The sequence below is a fragment of the Caulobacter sp. genome (assembly GCF_965279145.1).
In the GTDB taxonomy this organism is placed as follows: domain Bacteria; phylum Pseudomonadota; class Alphaproteobacteria; order Caulobacterales; family Caulobacteraceae; genus Caulobacter.
In genome coordinates, this window is sequence record NZ_OZ257139.1 from 1,962,297 (window position 1) to 1,975,188 (window position 12,892).

15 protein-coding genes are annotated in these 12,892 nt (G+C 67.8%); 10 read left to right on the forward strand and 5 right to left on the reverse strand.

The genetic code is table 11. The features are described from left to right. From yidD to ACQY9P_RS09185, 3 genes are read left to right on the forward strand one after another with little or no spacing between them, the layout of a single operon-like run. A complete protein-coding gene (yidD, locus tag ACQY9P_RS09175; protein ID WP_421739565.1) occupies positions 1–255 on the forward strand; it encodes a membrane protein insertion efficiency factor YidD in 255 nt (84 codons plus the stop codon). Then, positions 252–2,234, forward strand: a complete 1,983-nt coding sequence (thrS, locus tag ACQY9P_RS09180; RefSeq protein WP_421739564.1) for a threonine--tRNA ligase — start codon at positions 252–254, stop codon at positions 2,232–2,234. The genes yidD and thrS overlap by 4 nt, the downstream gene beginning before the upstream one ends. Beyond that, positions 2,234–3,160 carry a glycosyltransferase family 2 protein gene (locus tag ACQY9P_RS09185; protein ID WP_421739563.1) on the forward strand — a complete coding sequence of 309 codons (927 nt, stop codon included), beginning with the start codon at positions 2,234–2,236 and terminating at the stop codon, positions 3,158–3,160. The genes thrS and ACQY9P_RS09185 overlap by 1 nt, the downstream gene beginning before the upstream one ends. 44 nt (positions 3,161–3,204) lie before the next feature. Here the strand turns inward: ACQY9P_RS09185 and ACQY9P_RS09190 are convergent, their stop codons facing one another. The 3 genes from ACQY9P_RS09190 to ACQY9P_RS09200 are packed head-to-tail and all read right to left on the reverse strand — an operon-like array spanning position 3,205 to position 6,157. Then, a complete protein-coding gene (locus ACQY9P_RS09190; protein WP_421739562.1) occupies positions 3,205–3,570 on the reverse strand; it encodes a hypothetical protein in 366 nt (121 codons plus the stop codon). After that, the gene (locus tag ACQY9P_RS09195) at positions 3,567–4,466 is read right to left on the reverse strand and encodes a hydroxymethylglutaryl-CoA lyase (protein ID WP_421739561.1); all 900 of its coding nucleotides are present in this window, start codon (positions 4,464–4,466) and stop codon (positions 3,567–3,569) included. Before ACQY9P_RS09195 ends, ACQY9P_RS09190 begins: the two co-directional genes overlap by 4 nt. Continuing rightward, positions 4,463–6,157, reverse strand: coding sequence for an ArnT family glycosyltransferase (locus ACQY9P_RS09200; protein WP_421739560.1), 1,695 nt, complete (start codon positions 6,155–6,157; stop codon positions 4,463–4,465). Before ACQY9P_RS09200 ends, ACQY9P_RS09195 begins: the two co-directional genes overlap by 4 nt. A gap of 56 nt (positions 6,158–6,213) precedes the next feature. Here ACQY9P_RS09200 and ACQY9P_RS09205 point away from each other — a divergent pair, with 56 nt between their 5' ends. From ACQY9P_RS09205 to ACQY9P_RS09225, 5 genes are all read left to right on the forward strand, one after another. After that, a complete protein-coding gene (locus ACQY9P_RS09205; RefSeq protein WP_421739559.1) occupies positions 6,214–6,951 on the forward strand; it encodes a glycosyltransferase family 2 protein in 738 nt (245 codons plus the stop codon). Between the two features lie 109 nt (positions 6,952–7,060). Continuing rightward, on the forward strand, positions 7,061–7,483 hold the full coding sequence (locus ACQY9P_RS09210; protein ID WP_421739558.1) for a hypothetical protein: 423 nt from the start codon (positions 7,061–7,063) through the stop codon (positions 7,481–7,483). A gap of 70 nt (positions 7,484–7,553) precedes the next feature. Continuing rightward, the gene (locus ACQY9P_RS09215; protein ID WP_421739557.1) at positions 7,554–7,724 is read left to right on the forward strand and encodes a hypothetical protein; all 171 of its coding nucleotides are present in this window, start codon (positions 7,554–7,556) and stop codon (positions 7,722–7,724) included. 165 nt (positions 7,725–7,889) lie between these two features. Beyond that, the gene (locus ACQY9P_RS09220) at positions 7,890–9,158 is read left to right on the forward strand and encodes an acetyl-CoA C-acyltransferase (RefSeq protein WP_421739556.1); all 1,269 of its coding nucleotides are present in this window, start codon (positions 7,890–7,892) and stop codon (positions 9,156–9,158) included. A gap of 149 nt (positions 9,159–9,307) precedes the next feature. Beyond that, positions 9,308–9,619 carry a DNA-binding protein gene (locus ACQY9P_RS09225; protein WP_421739555.1) on the forward strand — a complete coding sequence of 104 codons (312 nt, stop codon included), beginning with the start codon at positions 9,308–9,310 and terminating at the stop codon, positions 9,617–9,619. Here the strand turns inward: ACQY9P_RS09225 and ACQY9P_RS09230 are convergent. Beyond that, entirely contained in the window at positions 9,616–9,936 is a 321-nt protein-coding gene (locus tag ACQY9P_RS09230; RefSeq protein ID WP_421739554.1) for a hypothetical protein, read from the reverse strand. The two genes, ACQY9P_RS09225 and ACQY9P_RS09230, sit on opposite strands and share 4 nt — an antisense overlap. Positions 9,937–9,985: 49 nt before the next feature. Next, the gene (gene phaR / locus ACQY9P_RS09235) at positions 9,986–10,657 is read right to left on the reverse strand and encodes a polyhydroxyalkanoate synthesis repressor PhaR (protein ID WP_421739553.1); all 672 of its coding nucleotides are present in this window, start codon (positions 10,655–10,657) and stop codon (positions 9,986–9,988) included. A 217-nt stretch (positions 10,658–10,874) separates the two neighbouring features. Between phaR and ACQY9P_RS09240 the strand changes: the two genes are divergently transcribed. Next, positions 10,875–12,050: an acetyl-CoA C-acetyltransferase gene (locus tag ACQY9P_RS09240; RefSeq protein ID WP_421739552.1), complete on the forward strand. Its 1,176-nt coding sequence runs from the start codon at positions 10,875–10,877 to the stop codon at positions 12,048–12,050. Between the two features lie 101 nt (positions 12,051–12,151). Then, positions 12,152–12,877: a beta-ketoacyl-ACP reductase gene (locus ACQY9P_RS09245; RefSeq protein ID WP_421739551.1), complete on the forward strand. Its 726-nt coding sequence runs from the start codon at positions 12,152–12,154 to the stop codon at positions 12,875–12,877. Positions 12,878–12,892: the final 15 nt, after the last annotated feature.

Here is a 12,892-nt window from a genome sequence, read left to right on the forward strand (position 1 = left end):
ATGACTTTTTACGAACGCACCGTCGACCTTGGCCTCAGGGCCTACAAGTTGACGCTCTCGCCCCTTATCGGGCGTCAGTGCCGCTTCATGCCGAGCTGTTCGGAGTACGCGGCGCTGGCGCTCAAGGATCACGGACCCGCCAAGGGGTCCTGGCTGGCGTTGCGACGGATTTGCCGCTGCAATCCGTTAGGTGGATCGGGATATGACCCGCCGCCGCCGCGCGCCACGCCACGCAAGTGGAAATGTGAAGAATGATCGATCTGGTTTTCCCCGACGGCTCCTCCCGTCAGTACCCCGCCGGTTCCAGCGGGCGAGACGTGGCCGCGGCCATCTCCAAGTCCCTCGAGAAGAAGGCGCTGCTGATCAAGATCGACGGCGTGCTGCTGGATCTTGACCGCCCCCTGACCCCCGACCTGCTGACGGGCGATCGCCGGATCGAGATCGTCACGCGCGAGTCGCCCGACGTGCTGGAGGTGATCCGCCACGACACCGCGCACGTGCTGGCCCAGGCCGTGCAGGAACTGTTCCCCGGCACCCAGGTGACGATCGGCCCCAATGTCGAGGACGGCTTCTATTACGACTTCGCCCGCGACGAGCCGTTCAGCCTGGACGATCTGCCCAAGATCGAAGAGCGCATGCGCCAGATCGTGGATCGCGACGAGAAGATTCGCCGCGAGGAAGTCGACCGCGACGCCGCCATCGCCGACTTCGAGGCCATGGGCGAAAGCTACAAGGCCCAGATCATCCGCGATCTGCCGGCCAGCGACACGATCACGGTCTATCACCAGGGCGACAGCTGGAAGGACCTGTGCCGCGGGCCTCACCTGCCCTCGACCAAGGCGGTGGGCAAGGCCTTCAAGCTGACCAAGCTGGCTGGCGCCTACTGGCGCGGCGACCAGAACAACGCCCAGCTGCAGCGCATCTATGGCACCTCGTGGGCCAGCGACGCCGACCTGGCGGCCTATCTGCTGCGCCTCGAGGAAGCCGAGAAGCGCGATCACCGCAAGCTGGGCCGCACCATGGACCTCTTCCACCTGCAGGAAGAGGGCAAGGGCATGATCTTCTGGCACCCCAAGGGCTGGACGCTCTACCGCGTGCTCGAGGACTACATGCGCCGCCGCCTGGACGCCGCCGGCTATCAGGAAGTGAAGACCCCGCAGATCCTCGACCGCAGCCTGTGGGAACGGTCAGGCCACGCCGAGAAGTTCGGCCACGCCATGTTCATGTGCGAAAGCGCCGAGGGCGAGATCCTGGCGGTCAAGCCGATGAACTGCCCCGGCCACATCCAGATCTTCAATGTCGGCCAGAAGAGCTATCGCGAACTGCCGCTGCGCATGGCCGAGTTCGGCGCCTGCCACCGCTATGAGCCCTCGGGCGCCATGCACGGCATCATGCGGGTGCGGGCCTTCACCCAGGACGACGCCCACATCTTCTGCCGCGAAGAGCAGGTCACGGAGGAAAGCGCCCAGTTCATCGAGCTGTTGCGCAGCGTCTATAACGACCTGGGCATGACCCTGCATGACGTCAAGTTCTCGACGCGGCCCGAGCTGCGCGCGGGGACGGACGAGGTCTGGGACAAGGCCGAACACGCGCTGGCGACGGCCGCCGAGGCCGCCGGCGAGCGTCTGGTGGACCAGCCGGGCGAGGGCGCCTTCTATGGCCCCAAGCTTGAGTTCTCTTTGAAAGACGCCATCGGCCGTGTCTGGCAGTGCGGAACTCTGCAACTTGACTTCGTTTTGCCGGAACGACTGGACGCCGAGTACGTTTCGGAGGACGGTTCCAAAAAGCGTCCCGTGATGTTGCACCGGGCGATCTTGGGGTCCTTCGAGCGATTCATCGGTATTCTGTTGGAAAACTTCGCCGGTCACCTGCCGCTTTGGCTGGCGCCGACGCAGGTGGTGGTTGCGACCATTACCTCCGACGCCGATGATTACGCCCGCAAGGTCGTTGAGAGATTGACGTCTTTGGGGATACGCGCGGAGGTCGATCTGCGTAATGAAAAGATCAACTACAAGATTCGCGAGCACAGCCTCGCAAAGGTGCCGGTGATAGCCGTGGTCGGGCGTAAGGAAGCAGAGACGGGCCAGGTCGCCCTGCGTCGCCTGGGCGGAGAGGGGCAGAACATCCTGTCGCTCGACGAGGCCGTGCGTGTTCTGTCCGCCGAGGCCACGCCGCCCGATCTGGCGCGCCTGCGCGGCCTGACCGCCCCCGTGCCGGAGGCCGCGCTCGCCTGATGAACAGCATTCTCCCGTCCTTCACGACCCTTGCCGCCGGCGCTCGCCCGGCCAAGCCGAACATATCGGTGGTGATGGTCGTGTATCGGACGGGAGAGGCGCTGGCCGAAAGCATCCGCCACGTGCTGGACGAGCCGCTGGTCGATGAGTTCGTCATCGTCGACAACGGCTCGGCCCCTCGCGACGCCGAGATGCTGCGGGCCCTGGGCCTGACCGAACCTCGCGTGGTGGTCCTGCAGGGGCACGGCAATGTCGGCTTCGCGCGCGGGGCCAATATGGGCGCGATCACGGCCCGGGGCGAATACGTCATCTTCCTCAATCCCGACGCCAATCTGCAGCCCGGCTGCGTGGCGGCGCTGGTGACGGCCTTCCGCGGCCAGCCGACCCCGACCGTGGTCGGGGCACGGGTGATGAATGTCGACGGCACCGAGCAGCGCGGCGGCCGTCGCGGCGAGGTGACCCCGGTCTCCACCCTGCTCAGCTTCGGCCATCTGACCCGCCGCTACGCCAAGCTGGCCGGCTATGAGATCCATCGCGAGTGCGAGCCCCTGCCGCGCGCGCCGGTGCCGATGCCCACCATCTCGGGCGCGTGCTTCGCCCTGCGGCGCGGCGACTTCGAGGCCCTGGACGGCTTCGATGAAGGCTATTTCCTGCATGTCGAGGACATCGACCTGTGCTGGCGGGCCCGTCAGGCCGGCGGACAGGTGATCTTCCAGCCCAAGGCCCAGGTCGTGCATCTGGGGCACACCAGCCTGGAACACCCGGTCAAGGTCGAGTTCCACAAGGGCGTGGGTCTGTCGCGCTACTTCATCAAGCGCGCCGACACCCTGCAGCGCTACGCCCTGGCTGTGTTCCTGGCCCCGGCCATCATGCTGATGTCGGTCTGCCGGCCGCTGATCTGGAAGCTGACGGGCCGGCCGATCTAGGCTTCGGCTGGATCCCGGCCTTCGCCGGGATAGCGCCTAGGCCTCTACATCGGCGCCAGCGTCTCGAAGCTCAGTCCGTCGGGTCCGGTGATCGAGGTCGGCGCCTTCAGCGAGCGGGCCGGCAGGATCGCCTTGTAGCGCTCGAACATCGCGCGCGCGTCGCGGCCCGGCCTGGCGGTCAGGCACAGGTCGTATTCACCTTCCCGACCCCACGGCTTGCGCTCGACATGGGCGATGTCGCGATCGGCCTTCACGGCCCGGTCGACGCTGTCGGCCAGCGGCCGGTCGATGCCCATGCCGTAGCTGCCGAACTTCAGGGTGACGTCGCAGGCCATGGCGGTTTCCGGTGTCGTCGCGCAGGCGGCCAGCAGGACCAGGGCGGCGCCGGCGATGAGGGCGAAACGGGTCATGCGGGGAAGCCTCCGGCGCGGGCCAGGGACGAGGCGGGCGCCTTGCCCAGCCGCGCGCTGATCGCACGACCTGTCTCGATCAACGCGCCAAGGTCGTATCCGGTCTCGTAGCCGGCCCGTTCCAGCATGTAGACCAGATCCTCGGTGCCGATATTGCCCGTGGCGTTGGGGGCGAACGGACAGCCGCCCAGCCCGCCGACCGAGGCGTCCAGCACGTCGACCCCGGCCTCGACGCTGGCGAAGGCGTTGGCCAGGCCCGTGTTGCGGGTGTCGTGGAAGTGCATCCGCAGGCGGGCGTTCGGCGCGGCGGCGCGTACGGCCTCGATCCGCTTGCGGACGGTCCAGGGGTCGGCCACCCCGATGGTGTCGGCGATGGCGATCTCGGGCACGCGCAGGGCGGCGGCCTCGCGCACGATGGCCACCACTTGGTCTTCCGAGACCTCGCCGTCGAACGGACAGCCGAAGGCCACCGAAATCGTCGCGGTGATCGGCGGACCGCCCTCGACGGCCTGGCGCTCGACAATGCCCGCCAGGGCGTCGAGCTGCTGGTTGACGGTCGAGCCCTGGTTGCGGGTTCCAAAGCCGTCGGTGGCGCAGACCACCACATTGGCCTCATCGCACTGGGCCGCGACGCAGCGTTCCCAGCCACGCATGTTCAAGACCAGGCCGATCCGCGAGTGCTTCAGATCGGGCTCAAGCGCGGCCATGATCTCTTCGGCCCCGGCCATCTGCGGCACGCGGCTCGGATTGACGAACGAGACCACCTCCATGCGCCGGGCGCCGGCGGCTTCCAGCTGGCGGATCAGGGTGAGCTTTTCCTCGACCGAGAGGGACAGCTTCTCGTTCTGCAGGCCGTCGCGCGGACCAACCTCGACGATCTCGATGAAGCGGCTCATGGGCGATCCTCCGGCTGCGGCGCGGCGACAGGCGCCTGGGGCTCGCCGCGATAGACGGTCAGGCGCTCGGCGTCGCCGTCGGAATAGTTCTGGCCCGTGACCACGGTCACCGGACGGGGCGTCAGGCCCTGGCCGGCCAGGGCCTTGCGGAACACCGCGTCCTCGCGGGCCTCGACCACGGCGGGCCGGCCCTCGGCCACGGCGTCGGCGGCGTGCTCGCCGTCGGTCAGTTGGGTGGCCGTACCCAGCAGGAAGACCAGGCTCGGCTCGGAATAGCCGGTCACCGCCACCGGCCCCGGCGCGCCGGAGCGCGGCGACAGCCGGGCCTTGTCCAGCGCGTCGGCGATATCCTTGGACAGGAACAAGGGCTCCAGATGCGGCAGCAGGCCGCCGACCAGGCTGGCGTGGGCCAGCACGCCCAGGGCGGCGGAAAACACCAGCGCCCGGGCCGACTGGCGGCGCAGCAGCAGCACCGAACCCGTCGCGCCGGCCGCCAGCAGCAGAAGCACGGTCAGGACCGTCCAGATCAGGTCCATCCCCTGGCCAAACTGCGTCATGCCGTACACCGCCACGGCGCACAGCAGCAGGGAAACGAGAAGGGTCAGGCCCGCGCCGATCCAGCGGACCAGCGCGCCCAGCGGCGCACGCACGGCGGCGGCCATCAGCATCGCCATGCCGCCCATGGCCGGCAGGGTATAGTGGGCCAGCTTGGTGGGCAGGATCTCGAACATCAGCCAGGTCGGGATCAGCCAGCACACGGCGAAGCGGACGCCGGGCTCCTTGCGGCCGGTCCAGGCCAAGACCAGGGCGGCGGGCAGCAGCAGGGTCGCCGGATAGACCAGCAGCGGCGAAAGCAGGGCGTGATAGCCGAACGGTCCCGAATGGCCCTCCTGGCCGCCGGCCATCTTCGGGGCCAGGTCGCCGGCGATCGCCGTGCTCCAGAACGCGCCGTCGGTGGCGACGGTGATCATCATCGTCCAGGGCAGCACCACGCCGGCGAACAGGATCAGGCCCCAGCCCCAGCCAAGGTCCTTCAGCCAGGCGCCCTTGCGGTCCCAGGCCCACAGCGCCAGCGCCGCCATGATCACGGTCAGCAGCCCGACCGGACCTTTGATCAGGGCCGCGACGGCCAGGCCCGACCAGAAGGCCAGCTTGGTCCAGTTCGTGGGTTTTCGGCCCGCGAGGTGGTCGGCGTACATCCGGGCCAGGGCCGCCATGGCCAGGGTCGTGGAACCGCACAGCGCCGCGTCGGTCTTGGCGATGAAGGCCTCGGTCGACAGCAGGAAGGTCGAGCCCAGGATCGCGCCGGCCAGCAGGCCGGTGCGCGGATCAAACAGCGCCGCCGCGCCCCAGGCGCAGGCCGCCGCCGCCAGCATGGCGCCCAGCAAGGAGGGAATCCGATAGGCCCAGATGCCCCGGTCCTCCGGGGCCGAGACCAGCGACACGGCCGCCGCCTGCAGCCAGTGGATGCCGACCGGCTTCTTGAAGCGCGGCTGGTCCTGGAACTTGATCACCACCAGATCGTCGGTTTCCAGCATCTGGGCCGTGGCCTGGGCGAAGCGCGACTCGTCGCGATCCAGCGGCGGCATGGCCAAAAGGCCCGGCAAGCCGGCCAGAAACGCCAGCAGGGCGGCGAACAGGGGCCCGCGCCAACCGCGGCTCCACGCATCGAGGCGAGATTCAAGCGTCATGAGGCATGGAATAGCACGATCCTTTCGTGTGGCGACTTTTCAGGTATTAGAAGGCAATGACCACCCAAGCCGCCGCAATCCCTGACTATTCGATCGTCGTTCCCGTGTTCGACGAAGGCGGCGCCGCGCCGGCCCTGGCGCGCGAGATCGCCGCCGCCTTCGCGGGCGAAAGCTTCGAGATGATCTTCATCGACGACGCCAGCCGCGACGACACCAAGGCGCTGCTGGTGGCGCTGAAGGCCGAGATCCCGCAGCTGCGGGTGTTGTCGCATCGCAAGAACTCGGGCCAGAGCCGCGCGGTGCGCAGTGGCATCCTGGCGGCCCGCGGTCCGATCATCGTCACCCTGGACGGCGACGGCCAGAACGACCCCGCCGACGCCCCGCGCCTGGCCAAGGCCCTGGCGGCCGGTCCCGCCTCCCTGGCCCTGGTCGGCGGCGAGCGGGTCAAGCGCCAGGACAGCTCGGCCAAGCGCTTCGCCTCCAAGTTCGGCAACGGCGTGCGCAAGCGTCTGCTGAAGGACACGGCCAACGACACCGGCTGCGGCCTGAAGGCCTTCCGCCGCGAGGCCTTCCTGCGGCTTCCGTATTTCGACCACATCCACCGCTACATCCCGGCCCTGATGCTGCGCGAGGGCTATGAGGTGGCGTTCCAGCCGGTGAACCATCGCCACCGCGAGAGCGGGGTGTCGAAATACACCAACTTCGGCCGGCTCAAGGCCTCGGTGTCCGACCTGCTGGGCGTGATGTGGCTGCAGACCCGGGCCCGCAATCCGCTGGGCGTCGACGAGGCCTGAAGCGTCGCCTTTGGCCCCCTGGGGTTGAAGCGCCTTCTCCCGCCTCGAAAATGCGGTTAACCGTAGGGCGCGCGTTCTGACGGGCGCGCATCCTTGGGGGAGGCTGTCCATGTTCGCCGCTGTGCCGCTGCTGGCCCTGCCAGTGCTGGTCTACAATCTGATCGCCCTGACCCTGACCGGGGCCTTCAAGTCGACCGACGCCCACGCGCGGCTGACCGAGACCCTGTTCACCATCCACATGACCTCGCGCGTCGACTGGGCGGTCAGCCTCAGCGACCTGCTGCTGGCCGCCTCGCTGGTGGTGCTGTTCGTCGAACTGCTGAAGTCGACCACCAGCCGCAAGATCGCGATCATCAATCACTCGCTGTCGATGGTGCTGTTCATCGCCTGCCTGATCGAGTTCCTGCTGGCCCCGGCCTTCGCCACCTCGACCTTCTTCCTGCTGACCGTGATGGTGCTGCTGGACGTGCTGGCGGGCTTCATCGTCACCATCGTGGCCGCGCGGCGCGATGTGGACTTCGGCGACCACTGACTTCACGGGAACGTCACGGCCTCACCATAGTCTTCGACCGGGTCCCGGCTCAGCCGATTTAGGGAAATCCATGAAGCCGCCGATCAAACGCCTGGCAGACCTGAAGCCATCGTCCGCGCCGGCCGGCGCCTATGCGCGCCCCGCGCCCATGGTGGCGCGGCGCAAGTCGGCGAAAGTCCTGACCGATGAAGAGCGCGCGGCCTTTCTCGCCTCGCGGCCGGACCTCGCGCCCAAGCCCTGAACGGCGCGATCCTTCCCCTCGCCATCGCGGCCGTTGGTGAGGGAGAAAGGCCGTGCGTCCTTCTCCAGAGGCGCGAGGGGCCGGCGACGTCAGGGCGAATATCGACAAGACCGCGATGATCAGCCTTGATCCCCTGCGTCTCCCCGACGCTCAAGGATTCGACCCATGGCTGACAAGACCGACATCTGGCTCGCCGCCGGCGTGCGCACGCCCTTCGCCAAGGTGGACGGACCCCTGGCCGGCCATGACGCCATCGGGCTGTCGGTTCCGGTGGTGAAAGCCATGCTGGACAAGGCCCGCCCCGACTTCGCCGTCTGGGGTACGGTGATTCCCAACCTCACCTTCAGCAACCTGGCGCGGGAGGTGCTGCTGGATGCGGGCGCCGACCCGACCATCCCCGCCTTCTCGACCGTCATGGCCTGTTCGACCAGCATGATCGGCGTCATCGAGGCGGCCGGCATGATCGACGGTCGCGGCCGCGATCTGGCCCTGGTGGGCGGGGTCGAGAGCATGAGCCGCGTCCAGGTCGGCATGAGCATCGCCTTCTCCGACTGGCTCAAGGGCCTGCAGCAAGCCAAGACGCCGGGGGCCAAGCTGGCGCACCTGACCCGGTTCAAGCCGGGCGATCTGAAGCTGTGGATCCCCAAGGTGGCCAACCGCACCACCGGCCTGTCGATGGGCGAGCATACCGAGATCACCGCCAAGGCCTGGAAACTGTCGCGGACCGACCAGGACCAGATCGCGTTCGAAAGCCACCAGAGCGCCGTGAAGGCCTGGGACAGCGGCTTCTTCGACGACCTGGTGATCCCGATTGGCGCGGTGAAGCGCGACACGATCCCGCGCAAGGACTCGACGCTGGAGAAGCTGGCCAAGCTGGGTCCCGCCTTCGACAAGGTCAGCGGCCAGGGCACGCTGACGGCCGGCAACTCCTCGCCCCTGACCGATGGGGCGGCGGCGATCTGGGTGGCGTCGAAGGCCGGTCTGGCCCGATTGCCCGACACCACGCCGCGCGTGAAGGTGGTCGACTACGAGGTCACGGCCATCGACCTGCGCCACGAGGGCCTGCTGATGGCGCCGGCCTACGGCGTGCCGCGGCTACTGGCGCGCAGTGGCCTGACCCTTGGCGATATCGGCCTGTGGGAGATCCACGAGGCCTTCGCGGCCCAGGTGCTGTCGCACATAGCCGCCTGGACCACGCCGGCGTTCGTCAGGGACAAGGCCGGCGTCACGGCCGATCTGGGCGCCTTCCCGCGCGAGCGGATGAACCCCACCGGCGGCAGCCTGGCCATCGGTCATCCGTTCGGCGCCACCGGGGCGCGTATTCTGAGCCAAGCGGTCAAGGAACTGGCCTCGCGGCCCAGGGGCGAGAAGGCCATCGTCAGCATCTGCGCCGATGGCGGCCAGGGTACGATGATGCTGCTGGAGAATGCCTAGCCCGGAGGGCCTAGGTCAGCGCCGTGAAGATCAGGGTGACCACGGCGATGTCGAGGAAACGGATGGCGGCGGTCAGCATGGGAGCTCTCGTCGGCGATGAATTCACCAACGATTAAGCAAGACCGGCGCCAAGCCGGAGAGGGCGGCTGATGGCCCTGTTCTTCGACCGGGCCTGGTATGATGAGCGGCTGGGCGAGCGCGGGCTGAGCCGCGCGGTCCTGGCGGCGGTCGCCCATATGGACGAGGCGTCGCTTGATCTGGCGTTCAAGGATCAACGCGAGCTGTCCTGGAGCGAAATCACCGCTTTCGCTGAGCTTTTGGGCGTGACGCCGCCCGAGGCTGCGCTGCGGGCCGGGGTCAGGCCGCCGCCGGATCCCGCCGATGCGCGAGATCGGCGGATCGCGATGCTGGAGGCCCGGGTGGCGGCGCTGGAGGCGCGTCTGGCCCGGCTGGAGGGCTAGATCTCGGTCTTCTTCAGCAGGCCCGCCCTGGGACGGCGGTCGGCTTCGCCGGAATATTCCGTCCCGAGATAGGTCGATCGCGCCGAGTCGAGCACTTCCTGCCCACCACGCAGGCCGCGCTTCTGGCCGCTCTGACCCATCAGGTGGGCGGCGAAGGTGGCGAAGCCGTTCCGGCGAGGCGGCGGCGCGGGCGCGGGCTCCTCGTCGCGAACGAAGACGATCTCGTCTTCCTCGTCGCGACGATCGGAGTCCCGAGGCGCTGGCAGCGCCCGACGCGCCGGTCCGGCGCGGCGGATAGGATCGATGGGGCCGTTCATGGTGAAGACCCTAGGGGCCCTACCGTTAAGAACGGCTGTGTCGGCGTGGTTAAGGCTTTGTAGCCAGCTTCTCGATCTGCTGCTGCATCGCTTCCAGCTGACGCTTCAGATCGGCCAGGGAGTCCTCGCTGGGGTGGGGCGCCGGCGGGGCGGCGGGCGCGGGTTCGGCGGGAGCGGTTCCCGCCGCGGCCGCGGCGTCTTCCGGGCGGGCATAGGCGAAGGGCGAGAACATCTTCATGGCGCGGTCGAACAGCGCCATGTTCTGGCGGATCTGCTCCTCGTAGACGCCGATGCCCAGCGGCGGGATCTTGCCCGGGGTGACGCCCGCGAACTGGGTGCGCATCCGCTCCTGCTGCTTGGTGAAGCTTTCCAGCGACATTTCGAGATACGAGGGCAGGAAGGCCTGCATCGAGTTGCCGTAGAAGCCGATCAGCTGGCGCAGAAACTGGATGGGCAGCAAATTCTGGCCGCCGCCCCGGTTTTCTTCCTCGAAGATGATCTGGGTCAGCACCGAACGGGTGATGTCGTCGTTGGACTTGGCGTCATAGACCACGAAGTCCACGCCCTCCTTCACCATGTCCGACAGGTGTTCGAGAGTGACATACGAACTGGAGGCCGTGTTGTAGAGGCGACGGTTGGCGTATTTCTTGATGATCACGCGTTGGCCGGCGGCCTTTTCACGACCGGCGGTCGTTTCGCCTTTTTCAGGGTTCTCGGACATTTCGTTCCCTAGACAGCGGTGTCGCCCACTTTTCGCAACGCACTATCGCGAATGCTAAGGCATGACGCCAGTCTCCAGAACGCTTGGAGGCCGCAACAAGCCGTGAAAATGTGGCCGTGACGAACGCGGTTCGTTTATGCTTGATATTGCTGCACTGCAAAAAACACGGGCGCCGCATCGCGAAGGCGTCACGTCAGATCGTCACGGGAGCTTCGCCATGAGCGACATCGTCATCGTCTCCGCCGCCCGCACGCCGGTCGGCTCGTTCAACGGGGCGCTTTCCAGCCTGCCCGCGTCCGAACTGGGCAAGATCGCCATCGAGGCCGCCATCGCGCGGGCCGGCATCACCGCCGCCGATGTCGACGAGGTGATCCTGGGTCAGGTGCTGCAGGCCGGCGCCGGCCAGGGCCCCGCCCGCCAGGCCGCCGTCCGGGCCGGCATCCCGGTCGAGAGCCCGGCCTGGAGCCTCAACCAGCTGTGCGGCTCGGGCCTGCGCGCCGTGGCCCTGGCGGCCCAGCAGATCCAGACCGGCGACGCCAGCATCGTGGTGGCCGGCGGCCAGGAAAGCATGAGCCAGGCGCCCCACGCCCAGAACCTGCGTAACGGCCAGAAGATGGGCGACCTGTCGTTCGTCGACACCATGATCAAGGACGGCCTGTGGGACGCCTTCCACGGCTACCACATGGGCCAGACCGCCGAGAACATCGCCAGCCGCTGGCAGATCACCCGCGCCGACCAGGACACCTTCGCCGTCGCCAGCCAGAACAAGGCCGAAGCCGCCCAGAAGGCCGGCCGGTTCGACGCCGAGATCGCGCGGGTCACCGTCAAGGGCCGCAAGGGCGACACCATCGTCGACAAGGATGAGTTCATCCGTCACGGCGTGACGTTGGACGCCATCTCCGGCCTGCGTCCGGCCTTCACCAAGGACGGCTCGGTCACCGCCGCCAACGCCTCGGGCCTCAATGACGGCGCCGCCGCCCTGGTGCTGATGAGCGCCGATGAGGCCAAGAAGCGCGGCCTGACCCCGCTGGCCCGCATCGCCTCGTGGGCAAACGCCGGCGTCGAGCCCGAGATCATGGGCACCGGCCCGATCCCCGCCAGCAAGAAGGCCCTGGAAAAGGCCGGCTGGACCGTCGCCGACCTCGACCTGATCGAGTCCAACGAAGCCTTCGCCGCCCAGTCGCTGTGCGTCGTGCGCGAACTGGGCCTGGATGCGACCAAGGTCAACGTCAACGGCGGGGCCATCGCCATCGGTCACCCGATCGGCGCTTCGGGCGCGCGCATCCTCACCACCCTGCTGCACGAGATGAAGCGTTCGGGCGCCAAGAAGGGCCTGGCGACCCTGTGCATCGGCGGCGGCATGGGCGTGGCGATGTGCGTCGAGGCCGTGTGAACAAAGATTTCGCGATGACGACGCGCCGGGCGCTTGCCCCGGCGCGTCGATCACGCGAACCATAAGAAAAATCGGGCCAGCAGGACCTTTGGGAGAGACAGATGACCAGAGTAGCATTCGTGACCGGCGGCACCCGGGGGATCGGTCGCGCGATCTGCGAGCGTCTCGTGGCCGACGGCATGAAGGTCGCGGCCGGCTATTCCGGCAATGAGGAAGCCGCCGCGGCCTGCGCCAAGGATCTCGGCGTGATGGTGGTGAAGGGCAATGTCGGCTCGTTCGACGACTGCGCGGCCGCCGTGAAAAAGGTCGAGGCCGAGTTGGGCCCGATCGACGTGCTGATCAACAACGCCGGCATCACCCGCGACGGCATGCTGCACAAGATGACCTATGAGCAGTGGTCCGAAGTGATCCGGGTCAACATGGACAGCGCCTTCAACATGACCCGCCCGGTCATCGAGGGCATGCGCGACCGCAACTGGGGCCGGATCATCAATATCAGCTCTATCAACGGCCAAAAGGGCCAGATGGGCCAGACCAACTATTCGGCCGCCAAGGCCGGCCTGATCGGCTTCACCAAGGCCCTGGCCCTCGAGAACGCCAAGAAGGGCGTCACGGTGAATGTGATCTGCCCGGGCTATATCGACACCGAGATGGTCGCCGCCGTGCCGGAAAACGTGCTGGCCCAGATCATCGCCGGCATCCCGGTGGGCCGCCTGGGCAAGGGCGAGGAGATCGCCGACATGGTCTCGTTCCTGGCCGGCGAGCGCGCGGGCTTCGTGACCGGCGCCACCCTGACCCTCAACGGCGGGCAATACATGGCGGCCTAAAAGCCGCCCCTGCTG

What these genes read in the sequence shown, in the direction of transcription:
- ACQY9P_RS09195 (WP_421739561.1), bottom strand. Translation starts at nt 4,466, where the DNA reads ATGAGCCGCTTCATCGAGATCGTCGAGGTTGGTCCGCGCGACGGCCTG.
- phaR (WP_421739553.1), bottom strand. Translation starts at nt 10,657, where the DNA reads ATGTCCGAGAACCCTGAAAAAGGCGAAACGACCGCCGGTCGTGAAAAG.
- ACQY9P_RS09220 (WP_421739556.1), top strand. Translation starts at nt 7,890, where the DNA reads ATGGCTGACAAGACCGACATCTGGCTCGCCGCCGGCGTGCGCACGCCC.
- ACQY9P_RS09225 (WP_421739555.1), top strand. Translation starts at nt 9,308, where the DNA reads ATGGCCCTGTTCTTCGACCGGGCCTGGTATGATGAGCGGCTGGGCGAG.
- ACQY9P_RS09230 (WP_421739554.1), bottom strand. Translation starts at nt 9,936, where the DNA reads ATGAACGGCCCCATCGATCCTATCCGCCGCGCCGGACCGGCGCGTCGG.
- ACQY9P_RS09190 (WP_421739562.1), bottom strand. Translation starts at nt 3,570, where the DNA reads ATGACCCGTTTCGCCCTCATCGCCGGCGCCGCCCTGGTCCTGCTGGCC.
- ACQY9P_RS09245 (WP_421739551.1), top strand. Translation starts at nt 12,152, where the DNA reads ATGACCAGAGTAGCATTCGTGACCGGCGGCACCCGGGGGATCGGTCGC.
- ACQY9P_RS09205 (WP_421739559.1), top strand. Translation starts at nt 6,214, where the DNA reads ATGACCACCCAAGCCGCCGCAATCCCTGACTATTCGATCGTCGTTCCC.
- ACQY9P_RS09210 (WP_421739558.1), top strand. Translation starts at nt 7,061, where the DNA reads ATGTTCGCCGCTGTGCCGCTGCTGGCCCTGCCAGTGCTGGTCTACAAT.
- ACQY9P_RS09185 (WP_421739563.1), top strand. Translation starts at nt 2,234, where the DNA reads ATGAACAGCATTCTCCCGTCCTTCACGACCCTTGCCGCCGGCGCTCGC.
- ACQY9P_RS09215 (WP_421739557.1), top strand. Translation starts at nt 7,554, where the DNA reads ATGAAGCCGCCGATCAAACGCCTGGCAGACCTGAAGCCATCGTCCGCG.
- thrS (WP_421739564.1), top strand. Translation starts at nt 252, where the DNA reads ATGATCGATCTGGTTTTCCCCGACGGCTCCTCCCGTCAGTACCCCGCC.
- ACQY9P_RS09200 (WP_421739560.1), bottom strand. Translation starts at nt 6,157, where the DNA reads ATGACGCTTGAATCTCGCCTCGATGCGTGGAGCCGCGGTTGGCGCGGG.
- ACQY9P_RS09240 (WP_421739552.1), top strand. Translation starts at nt 10,875, where the DNA reads ATGAGCGACATCGTCATCGTCTCCGCCGCCCGCACGCCGGTCGGCTCG.
- yidD (WP_421739565.1), top strand. Translation starts at nt 1, where the DNA reads ATGACTTTTTACGAACGCACCGTCGACCTTGGCCTCAGGGCCTACAAG.